Annotated in this window: 23 protein-coding genes; all 23 read left to right on the plus strand. The window is 43.2% G+C overall.

Going from position 1 to position 20,803, the window contains the following annotated elements; translation table 11 throughout:
• The first annotated feature begins 5 nt into the window (after positions 1 to 5).
• The 23 genes from fliF to ACFWMP_RS12185 all read left to right on the plus strand — a co-directional run bounded on the left by fliF (position 6) and on the right by ACFWMP_RS12185 (position 20,797).
• A complete protein-coding gene (gene fliF / locus ACFWMP_RS12075; protein WP_042189450.1) occupies positions 6 to 1,592 on the plus strand; it encodes a flagellar basal-body MS-ring/collar protein FliF in 1,587 nt (528 codons plus the stop codon).
• A 4-nt stretch (positions 1,593 to 1,596) separates the two neighbouring features.
• Positions 1,597 to 2,613: a flagellar motor switch protein FliG gene (gene fliG, locus ACFWMP_RS12080; protein WP_042128934.1), complete on the plus strand. Its 1,017-nt coding sequence runs from the start codon at positions 1,597 to 1,599 to the stop codon at positions 2,611 to 2,613.
• Complete coding sequence (locus ACFWMP_RS12085; RefSeq protein ID WP_042189449.1) at positions 2,606 to 3,454, plus strand: FliH/SctL family protein; 849 nt, start codon at positions 2,606 to 2,608, stop codon at positions 3,452 to 3,454. The genes fliG and ACFWMP_RS12085 overlap by 8 nt, the downstream gene beginning before the upstream one ends.
• Positions 3,447 to 4,760 carry a flagellar protein export ATPase FliI gene (gene fliI / locus ACFWMP_RS12090; RefSeq protein WP_179085815.1) on the plus strand — a complete coding sequence of 438 codons (1,314 nt, stop codon included), beginning with the start codon at positions 3,447 to 3,449 and terminating at the stop codon, positions 4,758 to 4,760. Before ACFWMP_RS12085 ends, fliI begins: the two co-directional genes overlap by 8 nt.
• A gap of 9 nt (positions 4,761 to 4,769) precedes the next feature.
• Positions 4,770 to 5,213, plus strand: coding sequence for a flagellar export protein FliJ (gene fliJ / locus ACFWMP_RS12095; RefSeq protein ID WP_076285416.1), 444 nt, complete (start codon positions 4,770 to 4,772; stop codon positions 5,211 to 5,213).
• Positions 5,214 to 5,252: 39 nt separating this feature from the next.
• Complete coding sequence (locus tag ACFWMP_RS12100; protein WP_379424301.1) at positions 5,253 to 6,173, plus strand: MotE family protein; 921 nt, start codon at positions 5,253 to 5,255, stop codon at positions 6,171 to 6,173.
• A gap of 25 nt (positions 6,174 to 6,198) precedes the next feature.
• Positions 6,199 to 7,674: a flagellar hook-length control protein FliK gene (locus tag ACFWMP_RS12105; RefSeq protein ID WP_379423808.1), complete on the plus strand. Its 1,476-nt coding sequence runs from the start codon at positions 6,199 to 6,201 to the stop codon at positions 7,672 to 7,674.
• Positions 7,675 to 7,706: 32 nt separating this feature from the next.
• Entirely contained in the window at positions 7,707 to 8,204 is a 498-nt protein-coding gene (locus ACFWMP_RS12110) for a flagellar hook capping FlgD N-terminal domain-containing protein (protein WP_076285418.1), read from the plus strand.
• Positions 8,201 to 8,587, plus strand: a complete 387-nt coding sequence (locus ACFWMP_RS12115; RefSeq protein WP_076119556.1) for a TIGR02530 family flagellar biosynthesis protein — start codon at positions 8,201 to 8,203, stop codon at positions 8,585 to 8,587. The genes ACFWMP_RS12110 and ACFWMP_RS12115 overlap by 4 nt, the downstream gene beginning before the upstream one ends.
• 103 nt (positions 8,588 to 8,690) lie before the next feature.
• Positions 8,691 to 9,509, plus strand: coding sequence for a flagellar basal body rod protein FlgG (gene flgG, locus ACFWMP_RS12120; RefSeq protein WP_042189446.1), 819 nt, complete (start codon positions 8,691 to 8,693; stop codon positions 9,507 to 9,509).
• A 90-nt stretch (positions 9,510 to 9,599) separates the two neighbouring features.
• Positions 9,600 to 9,824, plus strand: a complete 225-nt coding sequence (locus ACFWMP_RS12125; protein ID WP_042128923.1) for a flagellar FlbD family protein — start codon at positions 9,600 to 9,602, stop codon at positions 9,822 to 9,824.
• On the plus strand, positions 9,821 to 10,288 hold the full coding sequence (locus ACFWMP_RS12130) for a flagellar basal body-associated FliL family protein (protein ID WP_042189445.1): 468 nt from the start codon (positions 9,821 to 9,823) through the stop codon (positions 10,286 to 10,288). Before ACFWMP_RS12125 ends, ACFWMP_RS12130 begins: the two co-directional genes overlap by 4 nt.
• A gap of 39 nt (positions 10,289 to 10,327) precedes the next feature.
• Entirely contained in the window at positions 10,328 to 11,326 is a 999-nt protein-coding gene (gene fliM / locus ACFWMP_RS12135; RefSeq protein ID WP_042189444.1) for a flagellar motor switch protein FliM, read from the plus strand.
• Positions 11,316 to 12,617, plus strand: coding sequence for a flagellar motor switch phosphatase FliY (fliY, locus tag ACFWMP_RS12140; protein ID WP_042189443.1), 1,302 nt, complete (start codon positions 11,316 to 11,318; stop codon positions 12,615 to 12,617). The genes fliM and fliY overlap by 11 nt, the downstream gene beginning before the upstream one ends.
• 26 nt (positions 12,618 to 12,643) lie before the next feature.
• Entirely contained in the window at positions 12,644 to 13,009 is a 366-nt protein-coding gene (locus ACFWMP_RS12145; RefSeq protein ID WP_036688523.1) for a response regulator, read from the plus strand.
• Between the two features lie 9 nt (positions 13,010 to 13,018).
• Positions 13,019 to 13,546, plus strand: coding sequence for a flagellar biosynthetic protein FliO (locus ACFWMP_RS12150; RefSeq protein WP_042189442.1), 528 nt, complete (start codon positions 13,019 to 13,021; stop codon positions 13,544 to 13,546).
• On the plus strand, positions 13,543 to 14,307 hold the full coding sequence (gene fliP / locus ACFWMP_RS12155; RefSeq protein WP_042189441.1) for a flagellar type III secretion system pore protein FliP: 765 nt from the start codon (positions 13,543 to 13,545) through the stop codon (positions 14,305 to 14,307). Before ACFWMP_RS12150 ends, fliP begins: the two co-directional genes overlap by 4 nt.
• A 21-nt stretch (positions 14,308 to 14,328) precedes the next feature.
• Positions 14,329 to 14,598 (plus strand): flagellar biosynthesis protein FliQ, encoded by a 270-nt coding sequence (fliQ, locus tag ACFWMP_RS12160; RefSeq protein ID WP_042189440.1) that lies wholly within the window; start codon positions 14,329 to 14,331, stop codon positions 14,596 to 14,598.
• 9 nt (positions 14,599 to 14,607) lie between these two features.
• Complete coding sequence (gene fliR / locus ACFWMP_RS12165) at positions 14,608 to 15,393, plus strand: flagellar biosynthetic protein FliR (protein WP_042194135.1); 786 nt, start codon at positions 14,608 to 14,610, stop codon at positions 15,391 to 15,393.
• A 22-nt stretch (positions 15,394 to 15,415) separates the two neighbouring features.
• Entirely contained in the window at positions 15,416 to 16,510 is a 1,095-nt protein-coding gene (gene flhB / locus ACFWMP_RS12170) for a flagellar biosynthesis protein FlhB (RefSeq protein ID WP_042189439.1), read from the plus strand.
• Between the two features lie 17 nt (positions 16,511 to 16,527).
• The gene (gene flhA, locus ACFWMP_RS12175) at positions 16,528 to 18,561 is read left to right on the plus strand and encodes a flagellar biosynthesis protein FlhA (protein ID WP_042189438.1); all 2,034 of its coding nucleotides are present in this window, start codon (positions 16,528 to 16,530) and stop codon (positions 18,559 to 18,561) included.
• Entirely contained in the window at positions 18,558 to 19,919 is a 1,362-nt protein-coding gene (flhF, locus tag ACFWMP_RS12180) for a flagellar biosynthesis GTPase FlhF (RefSeq protein ID WP_339242120.1), read from the plus strand. Before flhA ends, flhF begins: the two co-directional genes overlap by 4 nt.
• Complete coding sequence (locus tag ACFWMP_RS12185) at positions 19,916 to 20,797, plus strand: MinD/ParA family protein (protein ID WP_042189436.1); 882 nt, start codon at positions 19,916 to 19,918, stop codon at positions 20,795 to 20,797. The genes flhF and ACFWMP_RS12185 overlap by 4 nt, the downstream gene beginning before the upstream one ends.
• The last annotated feature ends 6 nt before the right edge of the window (positions 20,798 to 20,803 follow it).

Consider the following 20,803-nt stretch of genomic DNA (forward strand, 5'->3'; position numbering starts at 1 on the left):
ACACTGTGAATGAAAGATTTGCCCAATATCGGGAGAAGGTGACCCTGTATTGGAACAGATTTAGTGGTAAACAGAAGATTTTATTCTTTTCTACATTGTTTATCATTCTAATAATAATCGTAGTATTAACCATGCAGCTTTCAAAGACAGAATATGAAGTAGCGTTTCAAGATTTGGACAGCACAGATTCAGCTGGAGTAATGAACTACTTGGATACAGCAGGTGTTTCATACCGATTAAGCCAAGATGGAAAAAGCATCTCCGTGCCAAGCACAGAAGCGGCTCGAATAAAGGTGGATATCGGTTCTCAGGGGATTGTTCAGGGGGGCTCTATCGGTTATAAGGTCTTTAATGAAAATTCGTCAATGATAGGGACGACAGATAGTGAGTTTAATGTGAAGTATAATAATGCATTAAACGGTGAAGTAGAACAGTTAATGAGACGTATGCAAGGAATTAAGGATGCTAAAGTGCTGATTAATCTGCCTAAAGAAACAGTTTTTGCTTCCCAGGCTGACCAAGAGCAAGCATCTGCATCCGTTGTGCTTTCATTTAATCCGGGATTCAGACCCACTCAAGATAATATTGATGGGTACTTTAACCTTGTAAAGACGGCTGTTCCAAATCTACCAATCGATAACATTACGATTGCTAATAATGAAGTCGAGTTAATGCCTACGGCCAAAGGTGGACAAGCTGGAGTTTCCAGCCAAGTCGAAGAGAACTTCGCTCTTCAGAAGAAATTCGAAGAAGAAGTAAAGAAAGATGTGAAACAATTCCTTAGCACTCTTACGGGTCCAGATAAAGTTGATGTTCTTGTATTTTCGAAGCTGAACTTTGACAAGGAAAACCGGAAGGAGAATCTCGTAACCCCTGTGGATACAGAGAACATGAAGGGGATTGAGATCAGTTCACAAATCATTAGTAATTCGTATTCGGGTCAAGGAAATACAACTGGTGGAGTGGCAGGCACTGGTTCACAAGATGTAGCGGGCTATCCTTCACAAGCCGGTACGGATACTTCTACTTCGGAAGAATCTTCTGAAACGAGGAACTATGAAGTAAACCGAATTACAAAGGATGTTATCGCAAGTCCCTTTACTGTTAAAGATTTAACCATAAATGTTGCAGTTGAACCACCTACAGGACAAAATACTTTGGACGCTGCTACATCAGCAGCAATTCAAAACATTTTGGTAAATATTGTTCGTGCTTCGCTCGCAGATTCAGGTACTACATATACAGACGCTGATTTAACCAAAAAGGTTTCGGTGTATTCTCAACAATTTGGCGGAACCGCTGCTAATACAACACCAGGTGGTCTTGCCACATGGATGTTATGGGCTATCGGAGCAGCTGCATTGCTGGTTGGAGCAGGTGGAGGATATCTAATCTATCGGAGTCGTAAGAAGACTGTGGAAGAGGAAGATGAAGACATTCCATTGCAGGTTCCTACCGAATTTCCATCTATTAATTTGGAAAGTGTGACGAATGACAGTCAAGTTCGTAAGCAATTGGAAAGTTTGGCTAAGAAAAAGCCAGACGAATTCGTAAATCTGCTGCGTACATGGCTTGCAGACGAACAGAGGTGAACTAATGGCAAAGGCTAGTCAGCAGGGGCTTAGTGGCCGTCAAAAGGCCGCGATCCTGCTTATCACACTAGGGCCCGAGGTATCGGCGCAAATATTCAAACATTTAAGAGACGAGGAGATTGAACAATTAACTCTTGAAATTGCCAATGTCCGTAAAGTGGACAGCAGTGAAAAAGAGTCGATCATGTCTGAGTTCCATCAGATATGCCTCGCCCAGGAATATATATCACAAGGCGGTATTAACTACGCCAAAGAGATTCTGGAGAAAGCACTTGGTTCCGCAAAAGCAATGGAGGTCATTAACCGTCTGACTGCGACTTTGCAGGTAAGACCTTTCGATTTTGCACGCAAGGCTGATCCAAACCAGATTTTGAACTTTATTCAGAATGAGAATGTCCAGACTATCGCACTTGTATTGTCTTATCTGCAATTCGAACAAGCCGCAGCTATTCTCTCCTCATTACCTCAAGAGAAGCAGGCGGAGGTGGCTAGAAGAATTGCTGTAATGGACAGCACCTCTCCGGAGGTCATTACACAAATTGAACGAGTGCTAGAGCAGAAGCTTTCTGCTACAGTAACTCAGGATTATACAAATGCTGGCGGTATCGAATCAATCGTACAGATCTTGAATGGTGTTGACCGTGGGACAGAGCGCACAATTCTGGACTCTCTCGAAATTCAAGATCCAGAGCTCGCCGAGGAAATCAAGAAGCGGATGTTCGTATTCGAGGATATTGTCAATGTGGATAACCGTTCGATTCAGCGTATTATTCGTGATATTGATAATGCGGACCTGCAGCTTGCCCTTAAGGTTGCAAGCGAAGAAGTACGAGATGTTATTTTCCGGAATATGTCCAAACGTATGGCAGAGACATTCCGAGAAGAAATGGAGTACATGGGTCCTGTGCGGCTGCGTGATGTAGAAGAAGCGCAAACGCGTATTGTAGGTACGATCCGCAGACTCGAAGAGTCTGGAGAAATTATCATCGCTCGTGGCGGAGGAGATGACATCATTGTCTAAGCTGATTAAGCATTCTCAGTATGTTCCAGTTGATGTACTGAAAAGATTGGAGCAGGCCCGGCACTATGCGGGCCTAACTGAGGAGCCCGTTCCAGAGGAGACTGTAAGCGAGACTCACTATCATGATCCCGCTCGTGAAGAGGCTGAAGTGGCACGTAAGCAAATGCTTAAAGACGCCCAAGAATTTGCTGAAGAGCAAGTACGGAATGCCTCTCTTGAAGCGGAACAGATTGTTGAATCCTCAAAAGCGGAGGCTGAAGAGTGGTGGAAAGAGCGGCGTGAGCAGGATGAACATCTAGTTGAGGCCGTCAAAGCCGAGGCTTATCAGCTAGGGTATCAAGAAGGTGTTTCTCAAGCTGAGCAAGAGATGAAGCTCAAAATTGCAGCGATGATGGATGAAGCTCGTGCTGTTTTAACTGAAGCCTATAAGGCAAGGGATGTCATTATTCAGGAAGCTGAACCTTTCTTGGTTGAGCTAAGCTGTGATATTGCGGAGAAAATTGTGGACAGACAGTTAACGGTTGAGCCGCAGTTTGCAATGGATTTGATTCGGAAGAATCTAGCTCGTAAACGTGAGCAGGGGCTGATTTCACTGTGTGTATCACCTGCGCAGTTCGCTTTCGTAAACGCAGCAAGGGAAGAATTGTCATTAGCGGTTGACTCGCAGGCTGAACTACAGATCTTGCCTGACTCGACTGTGAAAGATCAAGGTTGTGTAATCCGCTCCTCCTTTGGCAGCATAGATGCCCGAATTGATACTCAGCTTGCAGAAATCAAGAAAGAGCTGGTTAGAATCGCGCTGGACACCGATGAGCAGAGAAATGGGGAAGAAGATGCTTGATAGTAACCGTTATAAGGAGCAACTTCGTAATCTCGATCCGGTGAGGATCAATGGGAAAGTGACGCAGGTTATCGGTCTTATGGTTGAATCTGAAGGACCTGATGCTAGCATTGGTGATGTGTGCTATATCTATCCTTCTAAAGGAAATAAGCCGCTGCAAGCTGAAGTCGTTGGTTTCCGTGACAACAAGGTGCTATTAATGCCACTTGGAGAACTGCAGGCCATTGGACCTGGTTGTGATGTAGTGGGAACAGGTAAGCCGCTTAGTGTTCAGGTGGGTTCAGAATTGCTGGGTAAGGTACTGGATGGTCTAGGGCAACCGCTTGATGGTTCCCTGATCCCAGCTCGAATGCCACATAGTTCGACCTTTAACATTCCGTCCAATCCACTCAATAGACCACGAGTGCAAGAACCTATTAGCATCGGTGTAAGAGCGATAGATGGTTTGCTAACAATTGGTAAAGGTCAGCGGGTGGGGATTTTCGCTGGTTCAGGGGTCGGCAAAAGTACGCTCATGGGAATGATTGCACGTAATACATCAGCAGATGTTAATGTTATCGCTCTGATTGGGGAACGTGGCAGGGAAGTACTGGATTTCATCGAACGCGATTTGGGACCTGAGGGTTTGCAGAGGTCAGTTGTTATTGTCGCTACATCTGATCAGCCTGCATTAATTCGAATTAAGGGAGCACTTATTGCTACTACGATTGCTGAGTATTTTCGGGATCGTGGACTTAATGTGATGCTGATGATGGATTCGGTCACTCGTTATGCTATGGCTCAACGTGAAGTTGGACTTGCAGTCGGAGAACCACCAGCTATGAGAGGTTACACACCATCTGTATTTGCAAGCTTACCTAAACTACTAGAACGCGCCGGAACTGGTCCTACAGGCTCTATCACAGCTTTTTACACTGTATTGGTTGATGGTGATGACATGAATGAGCCGATCGCTGATGCAGTGAGAGGAATACTCGATGGACATATCGTCCTTAACCGAAGTATTGCGAACAAAGGACATTTTCCAGCAATAGATGTGCTTTCCAGCATTAGTCGTGTGATGAAGGATATTGCGCCAGAAGAACAGATCGCCGCAGCAGAGAATGTTAAGCGACTAATGGCCGTGTACAAGGATTCAGAGGATTTAATTAATATCGGAGCGTATCAGAGAGGCTCCAATGCTCAAATCGATGAGTCGATGGAGTATATAGACAGTATATGGGAATTCACCAAACAAAGAGTGAATGAAAAAGTTACGCTGGCTGAAGTTCAACAGTCTTTAATTTCACACTTCTCGAGGAGTTGATTCAGTATCATGAGATTTCATTATACTTTTCAAAAAGTCGTTGACTTGAAGGGCAATGAGAAGACACAGGCAGAATGGATGCTCTCAAGCGCGCTTGGAGAATTGCAGGCACAAGAAAGAAGCCTGGATGAACTCACCTTTCAGCGGAGCGCTATTATGTTATCTTTACAAAATGCCGCAGAACAAAAGGCACCTATGGCGAAGATTCGTGAAATGCAAGAATATGTAGAATACCTGGATATATGCATTGCCCGTAAACATACGGACATTAGAAGTGCACATCAGGAAGTCTTGAAGAAGCAAGATCAGTTAAGCACAAAGGTATTAGATGAAAAAGTATGGTTAAAGGCAAAAGATAAGGCTGAGACACAGTTTCAGCAAAGTATGATTTTACGGGAACAAAACGAACTGGATGAGATGGCAACCGTCCGCTTCGCGATGAAATCCCTCTAACCCGGGAGGTTTCCGCTAGTGGCTAAAATTGATAATGACATGGAACTTGAAAATGAAGGGTCAGCGGGGAAATTTGAGCGGTTCTTATTTCTAATGATACCGATTATCTTCACGCTAGTACTGCTTGGAGTACTGTTGACGCTTTTTAATATGGACATTCGTAATAACGTGCTTGAAGTTGCGAATAAAATTCCGATTCTGGAAAAATGGGTTCCTGATCCGCCAACAGATCCTTCTAAACCGAAGGAAGAAAGCAAAAAGCAGGAAGTGAGCTCAAACTCAACGATTAAGGAGCTCAAAGCTCAGCTTGCCCAGCAGGCAGATGAGTTGAAGAAGGTCACAGATGAAAAAACAGCCCAGGATACCAAGGTTCAGGCGCTAGAGTCGCAAATTGAGGGAATGAAGACGGAAGCTGCTGCAGCTGCTGAAATAAACAGTGAGGAAACAGAAGACCCTTATCAGAAGCAGGTTACTGATCTGGCGAAGCTGTACGCGGGCATGAAAGCTTCCAAAGCTGCACCGATTATGGAGAATTTGACTACAGAAGAGATGGTGCAGATATTCAGCGTAATGAATAAAGCGAGTAAAACTGCGATTCTGGAAAAAATGGATCCTCAAAAAGCGGCAGATGTCACGATTAAGTTGAAAGAAATCACCTCTTCGAGTGATATGGCTATTGCTGCTCTTCAATCTAGATTGAAGAAAGAGGCTGGCATTACTCAAACGACTAAAACTAGTACAAATCTGGATAAGGAAAAGTTGAACCAAACCTTTAGTTCAATGACGCCTGCCAATGCAGCTTCTCTACTAGGAGAAATGTATAAGATTAGCCCTGATAAAGTAGTAACGATTATGAATACCGTTAGTGATAGTGTTCGTTCTTCGATTTTGGGGGAAATGACTAAAAATGATAGTGCGCAAACCGCGAAGATTGTTAACCGTTTGATGGGTGCTAAATAAATATTGAAAGGAGGTGAAAAATAATATGAGTTTAGTGGTTCAATCGCTTGTGAGCGCAAATGCTACAGCCGCAAGTGGTAGCTCATCAACTTCTACTGGCACAACAGCTGCTGTACCTTTCGCGCAGACTTTAGTGCAAACTATGGGAGGAAACACAGCTAACACCACATCGGTACCTACTGATCCGCTTCTGGGAAATCTAGCCTCTTTATTGCAAGGTCTTTTAAATGAAGTGCAGACAACTGGAGAAGATCAAGGGGGACAAGATACGCAGAATTCTGATCTTATCGAGAAGCTAACTGCTGATGTTGAAAATCTAGATGAAAGCATCAATAGCGATCCTGCTGTGCTGGTAGCTTTGCAAGCTTGGCTTCTTCAGGTATCAGCTCTTCTATCGGGAAGTCAAGCGACTGAGGGTGATGCTACATCTGATACGGAGTCGGCAGGAAGCTTGTCGCCGTTAGCTAAGCATGCGGATACACTGCGATTTGCTGTTCAAGATGATTTGCAAAGTTTAGTTACTATGATTCAGGAAGCTGCTGTCAGTGGGAACGAAGAAGCTGCTAGTAAAGGAATAAGCCTGTTAAATAATTTCACAGCAATACTAGAACAGTCCTCCGCTAACACTATTAAGGGGAAGGGAAAGAACTCCAGTACAAATGAAAATTCTGGTGTATCTGTACAACAACCTATAGTGACTGAAAGCAAAGGTAATACGACGGACAAAACCATTCAAAACCTTAGTAATCGTGCTGGAGAAGCAGCTGCAATTAAGAATGAAGCAGTCCTAACTTCGCCTGTGACCTCAGGAGCTGTTCAAGATCCTGAAGCAGAGCTTACCGCTCCATTGATTAAAAGCAGTGCAACTGGAGAGACAAAGCAGGCAGAATCAGCTCAAGATTCCACATCAGGAACTACTATCATAGAAGGAGATCATGAGGTTGTAACTGCTGGTCAACTAGCTCTTAGGGGAGGAATTACTGCTCCGTTGAAGGCTGAGGTTCCAGTAGCTCCTGTACCCGTTCATCAGTTTGCACAGGAAATGACCGGTTTTATTACAGGTAAATTGGAGATTGTGCAAAAAGGCGGAGTAGCTGAGGCTACGATATCGCTCTTTCCAGAAAATCTCGGACAAGTAGATGTTAAGATTACTATGCAAAACGGCCATCTGGTTGCACAGTTTATGACTGAACATTCCGGAGCTAAGGATATGTTGGAACAGCAGATGAACCAGCTTCGAGCGGCATTGCAGTCTCAAGGCCTCCAAGTAGAAAAATTGGAAGTCACACAAAATAATACCCCCCTCAATTCAGGGTGGGGTCAAGAAGGACGCCAACCTGGTTCTGGAAGTGGTCAGCAGGGAAGACGCTCCAAAGAAAGTCGTGAGGAAGCTAATGATGCCATTCTTGCCGCAGAGCTAAATGGTGAATGGAAAGATTGGGTTTCAAACGCAGGGCAAGAAGATGAGAATCAAGGAAACTCCTTCTCTGCCAAAGCTTAAACTTATCACAAGTGAAAGAGAGGTGAACGGTTATGACGACAACAACAACTCCTCCTGTTTCTACCAAAGACCAGTGGAATTATACAACTCCTGAATCTACTAAAACAACAGGAAATTCCGTATTGGGTAAGGATCAGTTTTTGAAGATTTTGATCACCCAGCTGCAGAATCAAGATCCGATGCAGCCGATGCAAGATAAAGAATTTATTGCTCAAATGGCACAGTTTACATCTGTTGAGCAGCTTATGAATATCTCTACACAGCTTACATCAATGAATCAATCTCTTGGATCAGTATCCGGCTTGATTGGTAAAGATATCACATGGACGGATACCGCCACAAATCTACCTAAGACAGGGAACGTTGAATCAATCGTTGTCAGCAAGGGGATTCAATATGCGGTTGTGGGGAAAGACAGAATTGCTTTAACCGATATTACACAAATTCAGAATCCCGCAACAACAGAGAATGGTTCTGGTACAGATAGTAATACTCCGGAGAATAACGGAGGAAGCGAGGCGACAATATGAGTGACAGGCTGACCATAGGCCAACTGTATCCTGCGTCGTCCCTACATTCCTCAACGTTACAGCGATCTTCGATACCGAAGCAGACTGTGACTGGAGAAGCCACCTTTGAGAGCGTACTGCAACAAAAGCTTCTAAAATTCAGCAATCATGCTGCTAAGCGTCTTGAACAAAGAGGAATTGAACTTGGAAGCAGACAACTGGATCAGATATCTTCTGCTGTGGATAAAGCTGCTGCCAAAGGCAGTAAAGAATCCTTGATATTAATGAAGGACTTGGCATTTATCGTAAGTGTCCCGAATCGTACGGTTGTAACCGCTATGGATGGAAATTCGATTAAAGATAACGTATTTACGCAAATTGATAGTGCAATTGTGATTTCATAACCGGCTGGTCCTAACGGAAAGCCGAGGCGGCCGCTGACCGACTGACGCGGTCCCATTCACTTAGTAAGTTATTAGGACTCTATAATCTGGGAGGACAACACAAATGTTAAGATCTATGTATTCAGGGGTTTCGGGGATGAGAGGCTTTCAGACTAAACTTGATGTAATCGGTAATAACATTGCCAATGTCAATACAATTGGTTTTAAATCAGGACGGGTTATGTTCAAGGATATTATGAGTCAAACTGTTTCTGGTGTAACTGCTCCTAGTGATGATGGTGCAGGTGGTATGAATGCTAAACAAATCGGACTAGGCGTAAGTATCGCTTCTATCGATACACTCCATTTACCCGGTAGTGCTCAAACTACTAATAACCCGACAGATTTACGCATTGACGGAGATGGTTTTTTCCTAGTAAAGCTATCAGAAGATCAAGAAACACCTTTCTTGACTCGTGCAGGAGATTTTCATGTAGATGCTGCACGTAATCTTGTAACTTCTGACGGACTTCATGTGCTAGATTCCGATGGTGGACCCATTCAACTGGGTGATGATGTAACAGCGTTCTCCATTTCCAATGATGGAACGATTGTTCAGACCATGTCTGATGGAACGACTGAAGCAGGTGTGAAGATCGGTGTAGCTAAGGTTACTAATCCATCTGGATTAGAGAAGATTGGTGGCAATCTATACCGTATGTCACTTAATGCGAATGCAGAAGGTGAGCTTGTTCCGACTACAGCGAATAATACAGAAGATGGCACTGGGGCGATCATTTCTGGTCAACTCGAAATGTCCAATGTGGATCTTACGAATGAATTTACAGAAATGATCGTATCGCAACGTGGATTCCAGGCGAACTCCCGTATCATTACGACTTCTGATGAAGTGCTGCAGGAAGTAGTTAACCTGAAGCGTTAATTTTATCAATAATTTAATATCTTTTTTTAAAGATTAACGCGGAGTCGTGGGGGAGATACCCCTCCCCCTATTTTTGTTAGGAGGCCTGTTATGATATCGGTAACGAGATTAAATGGAACACCGATGTGGATCAATGCCCTACTGGTAGAAATGGTAGAAGAAAGCCCGGATACATATATTACGCTAGTAACCGGAAAAAGACTGATCGTGCTTGAAAAAGCTGATGAAGTTATTACGAAGATCCGGGATTATAACAGGGACATAGGCACATATGCTGCCACCATTAAAGTCCAGTCAATGGAGGAGCTAACATGAAGAAGATGCTGCCATGGTTACTTACGATTTTACTTGCGATTACACTTATCGTGATCGCCGCATTTTTATTAATGGACAAGATCTTTCCGAAAGATTCGAATGATGTAAATGCTGCGGTTCAAAGTGTGGAAACCAAGTATTTAACTGCAGATGAAATCGTCGAATTAACGGCAGAGATCAAAGATATCAAAACAAATCTTGCTGATCCCGATTATATCGTTCAAATAGATTTCGCCTTCCAACTGAATTCTGCGAAATCAAAGGAAGCATTCGAAAAAATAAAAGAGATCAAAATCAAACCGATTATTATCAAAACGCTTGCAGATACCAAACCTGAGGAGCTTAATGGAGCAAATGGCAAAGACCAGCTTAGCAGCAAGCTTGTTAATCTGATCAATAAGACATTGACCGAAGGCAAAATCACTCAGATCGAAGTCACCAAATACCTTTTGGCTTCTATGTAGCTTCAGGCATGATAATTCTTTGATAGGGGGGTGATTGAATTGGTTGATGTACTATCACAAAACGAAATAGATGCTCTACTTGCTGCACTTTCTTCAGGTGAGATGGATGCCGATGAACTTAAAAAGGAAGAAACTCAGAAGAAGATCCGATCTTATGACTTTAAACGGGCTGTTCGATTTTCTAAAGATCATATTCGTAGTCTTACAAGGATTCATGACAATTTCGCACGCTATCTTACAACGTACTTTTCAGCCCAATTACGCACCTTTGTGCAGATTAATGTCGTTCAAGTAGAGCAGCTCCCTTATGATGAATTCATTCGTTCCATTCCGAAAATGACAATACTGAACATTTTTGAAGCCGAACCTTTAGAAGGTCGAATGGTAATGGAAGTTCATCCAAACATCGCTTTCGCTATGCTGGACAGATTGCTGGGCGGTTTTGGGACTGCGCCATCTAAGATTAATGCTTTAACTGAAATCGAAACAACGATTATGGAGCGTATCTTCAGCAGATGTTTTGAGAGCTTGCAGGAGGCTTGGAAGACTGTGCTGGATATCCATCCGCGCATGGAAGCGCTCGAAACGAACCCACAGTTCATGCAAATTGTATCGCCAAATGAGACCATTGCATTGATCTCGTTAAGCACCAAAATAGGAGATACAACAGGTATGATCAATCTGTGCATACCGCACGTCGTTCTGGAACCAATAATGTCTAGACTATCTGTTCACCAATGGTTTGTAACAGAGAAGAAGACGCGGGATGCAGATGAACTTGAAGCTATTAAAGCTAGAGTTCATAAGGCGAAACTGCCGATTGTCGCTGAACTTGGAGAATCGAGCTTATCTATATCTGAGTTTCTTGGGCTTAGCGTCGGTGACGTGATCTCACTAAACAGGAATGTAGATTCTGGACTCTCGATTAAGGTAGGGGAGAAGCTTAAGTTCATCGGAAGTCCTGGAATGGTGAAAGACCGGGTAGCCGTGCAAATAGACGAGATTGTCAGTGAAGGAGTTGAAGAATTTGACGAGTAAAGATTATTTATCCCAAGAAGAAATCGACGCCCTTCTGAGACAATCTGCGGAAGGCTCATTGGCTCCTTCAGAGAAAACGGTAAATGACTATTTAACACCGTTTGAACAGGATGCTTTGGGTGAAATCGGTAATATAACGTTTGGTAGTGCAGCGACAGCTCTTTCCACATTACTAGGGAAAAAGGTTGATATTACAACCCCTCAAGTTTCCATCATTACACGCGGGGAATTTGAAGTGGCTTTTCCTAAACCACATGTAGCTGTACACGTGGAATATGTAGATGGATTTCAGGGTATTAACTCTCTTGTTATTAAGATTAGAGATGCACAGGTCATCGCAGATTTAATGCTTGGTGGAGAAGGCGAACCTAAAGATGAAGAATTGAATGAAATTCACATTAGTGCTGTGCAGGAAGCAATGAACCAGATGATGGGTTCTTCTGCCACATCAATGTCTACGATCTTCAATCGGTTTGTTAATATTTCACCTCCGGGTATCGACATTCTGAACATGTCCAGCGGTGAAGGTGTCGGCAGCTTACCCAATGACGAAACCTTAATTCGAATTTCGTTCCGACTTAAGATAGGAGATTTAATAGACTCTACTATTATGCAGCTCTTGCCTGTCCAGTTTGCTAAGGATATGGTAACGATGCTTCTGGGTGATGTAAGCCCTGCAGCGCAGGAGGCTGCAGTTACGTCGACAGAGACTCCTGCTAAGCCCGCTCAAGAGACGCCTCCTGTAGCTCCTCCAGTGCAACAGGCGCCTTCACAGCCGGTAGGAGAAACACCTCCGCCGTACCCGCCGCAGGGGATGCCTGGTTATCCAGGGATGCCAGAAGGCGGATATTATTATCCTCCAGCGGGAATGCCGGCGTATGGCATGCCAGGGATGCCACCCTACGGAATGCCGCCTCAAGGCATGCCTTATGGGCAGACACCACCGCTTAGTCCTGAAGCGAATCGCAATGTAAATGTACAGCCTGTACAATTTGCTAACCTTAACGGTGGAGCTTTTGGTCATATTGATGAAAACAATTTAAATTTATTGATGGACATACCGCTTAGAGTAACCGTAGAATTAGGAAGGACCCAGAAGCAGATTAAAGATATTTTAGAAATGTCTCAAGGCTCGATCATTGAGCTGGACAAGCTCGCCGGTGAGCCTGTAGATATTTTGGTTAACAACAAGCTTATTGCCAAAGGTGAAGTCGTAGTTATCGACGAAAACTTCGGCGTACGCGTTACGGATATCGTCAGCCAGTGGGACCGAATTCAGAAATTACAATAAGCATACTTAGGGAGGATTTTGTAAAAATGGCTAACCGAATTCTAATCGTGGACGATGCAGCATTTATGAGAATGATGATCCGTGACATTTTGTCGAAAAACGGATTTGAAGTAGTGGGCGAAGCTCAGGACGGTTCTCAAGCTATAGAGAAATTTAAAGAACTGCGTCCGGACCTCATCACGATGGATATAACTATGCCTGAGATGGACGGAATCGCCGCCCTGAAAGAAATCAAGAAGGTAGATCCGGCTGCTAAGGTCATCATGTGTTCAGCCATGGGCCAGCAGGCTATGGTTATCGATGCTATTCAAGCAGGAGCAAAAGACTTTATTGTGAAGCCTTTCCAAGCTGACCGAGTTATCGAAGCTATCAACAAAACGTTGGGTGTGTAGGAAAAAGACATGCCCCTCAATTCAGAACCGCTCGGGAGCAATAACACCCTGCTGAATTTGCTTAACGTTATTATTGTCCTTGCGGTAATCATTGTACTTATTGTGCTGTTGATCCGTTTTCTTGGACGTCGTAATCAGACCTTTATGAGCGGGCGCTCCATTCGAACGCTTGGTGCTGTAGGGCTGGGACCTAACAAGTCGATGCAGGTTATTGAACTGGGAAGCAGCCTTTACTTAATCGGGATTGGTGAGAACATATCCATCTTGGATAAAGTCACTGATCCGGATGAGGTGGCTTTGATCATTGCAGCATTTGAGGATCAGTCCTCCAACCAGAATAATTTTCTCGCACCGCTTATTGCCAAGGTTAAGGTTAAGCTGCGTGGGGAGGTTCCATCAGAAGAAATCGAGCTTAGTGAAACATCATCTTTTTACGAGACACTGCAATCCAAGCTTCGTTCTGCACCAGAGCGAAAAGAGAAAATGGAAGAGCTGTTACGGGATGATGTTACTAAGGATGAGTCGAGGAATTTATGAAAAAGAAGCTAATTCTTGCTATTCTGCTGTTCGGGTTCATTAGTATAGTTATGATGCGGCCGATACATGCTGATCCTATACCTAATGTTAATATTCAGGTCGGTAATGAAGATGGTTCAAGCGGTGGTACCAGTTCCATATCAATTCTTCTTCTCGTTACGGTTCTGAGTATTGCTCCGGCGTTTCTAGTTCTTATGACCAGTTTTACTAGAATTGTAATCGTGCTCGGTTTTGTTAGAACCTCACTTGGTACTCAGGCCATGCCTCCGAATCAGGTGCTGGTAGGGCTTGCTCTGTTTCTGACCCTGTTCATTATGTCGCCAACTTTGGCGCAAGTAAATGAAACGGCATTACAGCCGTATATGAAGGGGACGATTACCCAGACTGAGGCTTTTGATAAAGCTGCTGATCCGATGAAAGAGTTTATGTTTAAACAGACCAATTCCAAAGACCTTTTGTTATTTATGAAATATACCGGTTATACGGGATCGGCTAAACCGGCTACATACAGTGATATTCCACTGACGGTGATGGTGCCAGCTTTCGCAATTGGAGAATTGAAAAAAGCTTTTACAATGGGCTTCTTAATTTTCATTCCATTTCTGATTATTGATATTGTTGTGGCGAGTACGCTGATGGCCATGGGGATGATGATGCTTCCCCCGGTCATGATTTCATTACCTTTTAAAATTATGCTCTTTGTACTGGTAGACGGCTGGTACTTAGTCATTAAATCACTACTTCTTAGTTTTAACACCTGACCTTAAGAGGAGGCATGAGGATTGAGTACGGAGTTTATTATCGGTCTAGCAAGCCAAGCCGTATATTTAGTGCTGGAAGTCAGCGCTCCCATGCTGATTCTTGGTCTGGTGGTAGGGCTAATAATCAGTATCTTTCAAGCTACGACACAGATTCAGGAACAGACGCTAGCGTTTGTTCCAAAAATCGTCGCAGTACTGCTGGCTTTATTGCTATTTGGACCGTGGATCATCACGAAGCTAATTGACTTTACTAGCCAAATTCTAGGCAGTCTCTATATGTATATTGGTTAACCAATGAACATGGATACCTTATTGCAAAGTTTACCCGTCTTTTTGCTTATTTTTTGTCGAATTACAGCCTTTTTTGTTGTCGTTCCTGTATTTTCTTCTCAAGGGGTACCGACAACTTTTAAGATTGGCATATCTTTTTTTGTAGCATTGGTAGTCTTTAGTGCTAATGGAACAGGGATTACGATTCCGCAGGATTTTAGTTATATTTTGCTGATTATGAGAGAAGTATTAATAGGCTTATTGCTAGGTTTCATTGGATATTTGATGTTTATGGCGATTCAGACAGCAGGTTCTTTCATTGATATTCAGATTGGCTTCGGTATTGCCAACGTCATTGATCCTATGACAGGAACGTCAGCACCTATTCTCGGTAATTTCAAATATATGATAGCCCTGCTAATGTTTTTGAGTATGAATGGACATCACCATTTACTAGATGCCATTGTGTACAGCTATAAATGGATTCCTATGAATAATGATTTATTTCTACGCATGGTTGATGGTAGTTTGTCAGAGTTTCTGGTCCGAACATTTGCGCAGTCGTTTGTATTAGCTTTTCAAATGTCGGCTCCATTAGTAACTGCACTGTTTCTGACCGATGTTGGTCTTGCTTTTTTAGCGAGAACGGCTCCGCAATATAATGTATTTGTTATAGGGGTTCCTCTAAAAATCATCATAGGTATTGCACTTCTTTTAGTGCTGATGCCAGGTCTGGCTGTGTTGTTTCAGAATCTCTTCGAAATCATGTTCGAATCCATGGAGAATTTACTGGGTCTCATGGGGAAGAAGCCGTAGGTGACCGTAAGGGGAGAGTATTATGCCTAAGACGAAGCGTTATAGACTAGATCTTCAACTCTTCGCCGGTGAAAAGACGGAAAAAGCAACCCCGAAGAAACGGCAGGATGCTCGTAAAAAAGGCCAAGTAGCCAAAAGTGCTGAGCTGTCTGGTGCGGTTGTATTGCTAGCTGCGGTAGTTAGCTTGATGATGTTTGGTGGTTTTATGAAAGAGCGTTTTATGAAGCTATACACGGACGTATTTCAGAATCGAATGATGCTGGACGTTACGCCTGAGAATATAACGCTGCTATTTAATCAGTATGGCTTGCAAATCTTGATTTTGCTAGCTCCATTACTTGGAATTACGTTTGTTATGGCACTTGTTTCCAACTTGGCGCAGGTGGGCTTTATGGCTACAGGAGAGGGGATTACTCCTAAATTCAGTAAGATTAATCCGATAAAAGGATTCAAAAATATTTTCTCTATGCGTTCGTTTGTAGAATTCCTGAAATCAATATTTAAGCTTCTAATTATTTCTTATCTGGTATATAGCACATTATGGGGAGAAAAGAAGAACTTTGCATCCCTGTCGCATATCAGTGCGGAGGGAATTTTTAAGTTTGCGGCCAAGCTGACGATGAGTCTTGGTTTGAAAATCGGGGTTGCCCTGCTAATTATGGCTTTTCTAGATTTTATGTATCAGAAGTACGAGCACGAAAAAAGCCTGAAAATGTCTAAGCAGGATATCAAGGATGAATACAAAAAAATGGAGGGTGACCCTCTAATTAAAGGTAAGATCAGGGAACGCCAACGCAGAATGGCCATGCAGCGTATGATGCAGGAAGTTCCTAACGCGGATGTAATTATTACAAATCCAACTCACTTTGCTGTTGCGCTAAAATATGATGGTTCCAAAATGGAGGCGCCACAGATTATTGCAAAAGGGCAGGATTATGTAGCACTTCGTATACGGGAGCTGGCTAAAGAACATGGCGTCGTGACTATGGAAAACAAACCGCTGGCACGGGCATTATTCCAAAGAGCAGAAATTGGAGATGTCGTTCCAAATGATCTGTTTCAGGCTGTAGCTGAAGTGCTGGCATATGTATATAAACTTAAAGGTAAGAGGAAATAAGGCGGGGGGTTAGGACATTGAAAGCTAAAGATTTAACAGTTTTGCTAGGCATCATCGGTATTGTGCTTATGATGATTCTGCCTATCCCGTCCTGGCTTTTGGACGTTTTGCTAGTTATTAATATTTCTATAGCATTAATTATCATATTAGTTGCTATGAACACGAAGAATGCGCTCGAATTTTCAATTTTTCCTTCATTATTGCTTGTTACGACATTGTTTCGTCTGTCACTAAACATTTCGACAACGAAATTGATCCTGACTTACGCTGATGCCGGTTCCGTGGTATCTACTTTCGGAAGCTGGATCGCCGGTGGACAAATTGCCGTTGGATTTATCGTGTTTCTGATTTTGGTAGTGGTTCAGTTTATTGTTATTACTAAAGGTTCAGAGCGTGTAGCTGAGGTAGGGGCGAGATTTACCTTGGATGCGATGCCCGGCAAGCAGATGAGTATTGATGCCGATCTTAACGCAGGCATGATTAATGAAACACAGGCACGTGAGCGTCGCCGCAATGTTGAACGGGAAGCGGATTTTTTCGGAGCCATGGATGGTGCGAGTAAATTCGTTAAAGGAGACGCGATTGCGAGTATCATTATTCTGTTAATCAATCTTATTGGTGGATTTATTATCGGTATGGTTGTGCATGGAATGGATTTCTCCACTGCGTTATCTACTTATTCCGTATTGACGATCGGGGATGGTCTAGTCAGCCAGATTCCTGCTTTGCTCATTTCGACTGCAGCAGGTCTTATCGTTACTAGAGCTTCATCGGAAGGTAATCTGGCAGAAGAATTAACAGGTCAGTTACTCTCCTATCCAAAGTTATTATATATTGTTGCAGTTACTGTTGCTTTTCTAGGTCTCTTTACACCTATACATATGATTACTACGCTCCCGCTAGCTGGTTTGCTGGCTTTTGCAGCCTATAGTATGGGACAAAATTTAAATCGAAAACAGATTGCCGAAGAGCAGCTTGTTGAAGAGAAACAGATTGAAGAGGTACGAAGTCCGGAAAGTGTAATTAATTTACTCTCTGTAGATCCTATTGAATTCGAGTTCGGCTACGGTCTTATACCTTTGGCAGATACAGGTCAGGGTGGAGATTTACTAGATCGTATCATCATGATTCGACGGCAATGTGCCCTTGAAATGGGTCTTGTAGTGCCTGTTATTCGCATTCGCGACAATATTCAACTAAAACCGAATGAATATGTCATAAAAATTAAAGGAAATACTGTCGGCGGCGGTGAATTATTACTTAATCACTACTTAGCCATGAGTCCAGGCTATGATGATGAATCTATAAACGGTATTGAGACCATTGAACCATCCTTTGGACTTCCAGCGTTGTGGATTGACGAATCGGTTAAAGAGCGGGCTGAATTGTCAGGTTATACCGTGGTAGATCCGCCATCCGTTGTTGCAACACATTTGACGGAGCTGATTAAGCGTTATGGACATGAGTTGTTAGGACGACAAGAAACTAAGATGTTGGTGGATAACCTAAGAGACAATTATCCTGTGCTTGTTGATGATCTTATTCCTTCGGTATTAGCGATTGGGGATGTGCAAAAGGTACTTGCCAAGCTGCTGCGCGAGAAAATATCGATCAGGGATTTGGTTACTATTTTTGAGACGTTGGCGGATTACGGGACGTACACCAAGGATCCTGATATTCTTACCGAATATGTTCGTCAATCCTTGTCCAGACAGATTACTCAGCAATTCTCGCAAGTTGGAGAGACTCTGAAAGTTATTACGGTAGGACCTAACCTAGAGAAGAAAATTTCTGAGAGTGTGCAGCAATCTGAACAGGGCAGTTATCTGGCATTGGATCCAGCATCGACTCAAACGATCTATCAGCGGTTAAGTGAACAGATCAATCGACTGCTGCAGTCAGGACAACAGCCCATTGTACTCACATCACCAACCATTCGTATGTATTTGCGGCAGGTGATTGAACGGACAATGCAGGATATTCCTGTACTGTCTTATAGCGAACTAGAGCCTAACATTGAAATACAAAGCGTCGGAGTGGTGAATTTATGAGAGTGAAGCGTTATGTGGTCGATACGATGCCTGACGCCATGCATTCCATTCGTAGTGAGCTTGGAAGCGAGGCTGTAATTTTAAGTACTAAAGAAATTAAGATTGGCGGATTTTTAGGATTGTTTAAAAAGAAAAAAATAGAGGTAGTAGCGGCTGTTGAAAAAGCTCAAAAGGAGAGTGCTCCTGAAAAGCCTGTGAAGCCTGCGATGAACATTCCGCGCAGCGCTGTCCCGCAAGCTTACCAAAAAGCTTCATCTTCATCATCTGCTTCTACTGTAACGTTGGAAAAGCCGGAAGAGCCTCGGTCCTTTGCGGAAATCGCCGCTGCCTTGTCGGAAGCTATTGATGTAAAAGAATCGATAACCAAACATCCAGAGCCTGATCAGAAATCGCTTGAATCCAATCCAGATGAAACTACCTCTGTATCAGCCTTATATGAATCTTTAGGGTTAGATCAAACGCCAGAGGTTGCCTCGGCGCTGGAGAATGATGTTCTTCGTGAAATTAGAGATATGAAGCTTTGGATGGAACGAATCGCGAGGCAGTCTTCAGGGGCAAGAGAATTACCGGATAGTCTCCAGCAGCTTAGAGATCTTTTGATTGAGCAGGAGATGGATACTGTACTTGTTGAGGAGTGGATCAGTAATATCTCCGAACGTTGGGCGGATGAAGGGCGTACTTGGGGACCTGAGAAATTTCAGGAGTCCTTAAAAGAACAGCTCGATGGATTCCTGTCAGGGAGAATCGCTGATGGAATTGCACCTGATACCCAAATCGTATATATTGCAGGGCCCACAGGAGTAGGAAAAACTACTACCATAGCCAAGCTTGCGGCTGAACAGCTATTCAAAAACGGACGCAAGGTTGGTTTTATCACCTCTGATACGTATCGAATTTCAGCTGTGGAGCAGTTGCGTACATACGCAGCTATCCTGAATGTTCCACTAGAGGTTGTACAATCTCCCGGAGATTTACAAAGAGCACTCTTTCGATTGGAGAGTTGTGATCTTGTAATTATGGATACAGCTGGACGAAATTATCGTAATGATATGCTTGTAGCAGAACTGCAAAGCTTGCTAGCGAAGGAATTAAGAAGTGAGACCTATCTTGTACTCAGCTTAACTTCGAAAAGCCGTGATATGAAATTGATTGCTGAGCATTTCGGCAGGTACAAGCTGGATAAAGTTATTTTTACCAAGCTAGATGAGACGGGAAGTTATGGACCACTCTTTAACGTCCTGAATGATTTCCCTCTCACATTATCTTATATGACCAATGGTCAAAATGTACCTGACGATTTATTGATGGCTTCCAAAGAACAACTTAGTGAGATGCTTCTTGGAACAGGTGAATCATGATGGATCAGGCACAATCCTTGAGACAGCTTGTATCCAGTCAGGAGCCTAAACTAGCTGAAAAAGGGGAAACATCCGCCCGTATCATTACTGTTTGTAGTGGTAAAGGTGGCGTAGGGAAATCGAATTTTACACTTAATTTCGCTTTAACTTTAAAAGCAATGGGAAAGAGAGTATTGCTGTTCGATGCAGATATTGGCATGGCTAACATAGACGTGTTAATGGGCGTGTCGGCGAAGTATAACCTATATCATCTGTTAAAAAGAGAAGCGGATATTGAGCAGATTATTCAGTTAGGACCGAACGGGCTTCCTTTTATAGCTGGTGGATCGGGCATGGATGAGTTATTTTCTCTTTCAGAATCGGACCTTAATTATTTCACAGCCCAGATAGCCCTTATTGCGGACAGCATGGATTATATTTTGTTCGATACAGGTGCTGGATTATCTAAGGAAACGATGAAGTTTATAACCTCTGCGGACGATTGCCTAGTAGTTACAACACCAGAGCCAACTGCTATAACAGACGCTTACGCATTAATGAAGGTTGTGAATCGGACATATCCGGATATTTCTTTTAAACTGATCGTGAATCAAGCGGGTGATGAGAGAGAAGCATCAGTGACAAGTGATAAGATCCGTATGGCGGCCAGTCGTTTTTTGCAATTAGATGTTTCCTATCTTGGTCATATAAGCTCAGATGCCCATGTAGTGCAGGCTGTCAAAAGGCAGACGCCATTTTCATTGGCTTTTCCAAACAGTGTTGCTGCAAAAGATATACATCGGCTAGCCCTAAGTTATTTGACCATAGATGGTAAAAAAGAAACAAAAGTTCAAGGCATTAAAGGCTTTATCCATAAATGGTTAAAGCGAAGTAAATAATTGTTC

Source organism: Paenibacillus sp. NPDC058367 (genome assembly GCF_042723305.1).
Classification (GTDB): Bacteria; Bacillota; Bacilli; order Paenibacillales; family Paenibacillaceae; genus Paenibacillus_AQ.

Excerpts from the sequence above, each read along its gene's own strand:
- fliG (WP_042128934.1), top strand. The coding sequence starts at position 1,597 with ATGGCAAAGGCTAGTCAGCAGGGGCTTAGTGGCCGTCAAAAGGCCGCG.
- fliI (WP_179085815.1), top strand. The coding sequence starts at position 3,447 with ATGCTTGATAGTAACCGTTATAAGGAGCAACTTCGTAATCTCGATCCG.
- fliJ (WP_076285416.1), top strand. The coding sequence starts at position 4,770 with ATGAGATTTCATTATACTTTTCAAAAAGTCGTTGACTTGAAGGGCAAT.
- ACFWMP_RS12100 (WP_379424301.1), top strand. The coding sequence starts at position 5,253 with ATGGAACTTGAAAATGAAGGGTCAGCGGGGAAATTTGAGCGGTTCTTA.
- ACFWMP_RS12105 (WP_379423808.1), top strand. The coding sequence starts at position 6,199 with ATGAGTTTAGTGGTTCAATCGCTTGTGAGCGCAAATGCTACAGCCGCA.
- ACFWMP_RS12110 (WP_076285418.1), top strand. The coding sequence starts at position 7,707 with ATGACGACAACAACAACTCCTCCTGTTTCTACCAAAGACCAGTGGAAT.
- ACFWMP_RS12115 (WP_076119556.1), top strand. The coding sequence starts at position 8,201 with ATGAGTGACAGGCTGACCATAGGCCAACTGTATCCTGCGTCGTCCCTA.
- flgG (WP_042189446.1), top strand. The coding sequence starts at position 8,691 with ATGTTAAGATCTATGTATTCAGGGGTTTCGGGGATGAGAGGCTTTCAG.
- ACFWMP_RS12125 (WP_042128923.1), top strand. The coding sequence starts at position 9,600 with ATGATATCGGTAACGAGATTAAATGGAACACCGATGTGGATCAATGCC.
- ACFWMP_RS12130 (WP_042189445.1), top strand. The coding sequence starts at position 9,821 with ATGAAGAAGATGCTGCCATGGTTACTTACGATTTTACTTGCGATTACA.
- ACFWMP_RS12145 (WP_036688523.1), top strand. The coding sequence starts at position 12,644 with ATGGCTAACCGAATTCTAATCGTGGACGATGCAGCATTTATGAGAATG.
- ACFWMP_RS12150 (WP_042189442.1), top strand. The coding sequence starts at position 13,019 with ATGCCCCTCAATTCAGAACCGCTCGGGAGCAATAACACCCTGCTGAAT.
- fliP (WP_042189441.1), top strand. The coding sequence starts at position 13,543 with ATGAAAAAGAAGCTAATTCTTGCTATTCTGCTGTTCGGGTTCATTAGT.
- fliR (WP_042194135.1), top strand. The coding sequence starts at position 14,608 with ATGGATACCTTATTGCAAAGTTTACCCGTCTTTTTGCTTATTTTTTGT.
- flhB (WP_042189439.1), top strand. The coding sequence starts at position 15,416 with ATGCCTAAGACGAAGCGTTATAGACTAGATCTTCAACTCTTCGCCGGT.
- flhF (WP_339242120.1), top strand. The coding sequence starts at position 18,558 with ATGAGAGTGAAGCGTTATGTGGTCGATACGATGCCTGACGCCATGCAT.
- ACFWMP_RS12185 (WP_042189436.1), top strand. The coding sequence starts at position 19,916 with ATGATGGATCAGGCACAATCCTTGAGACAGCTTGTATCCAGTCAGGAG.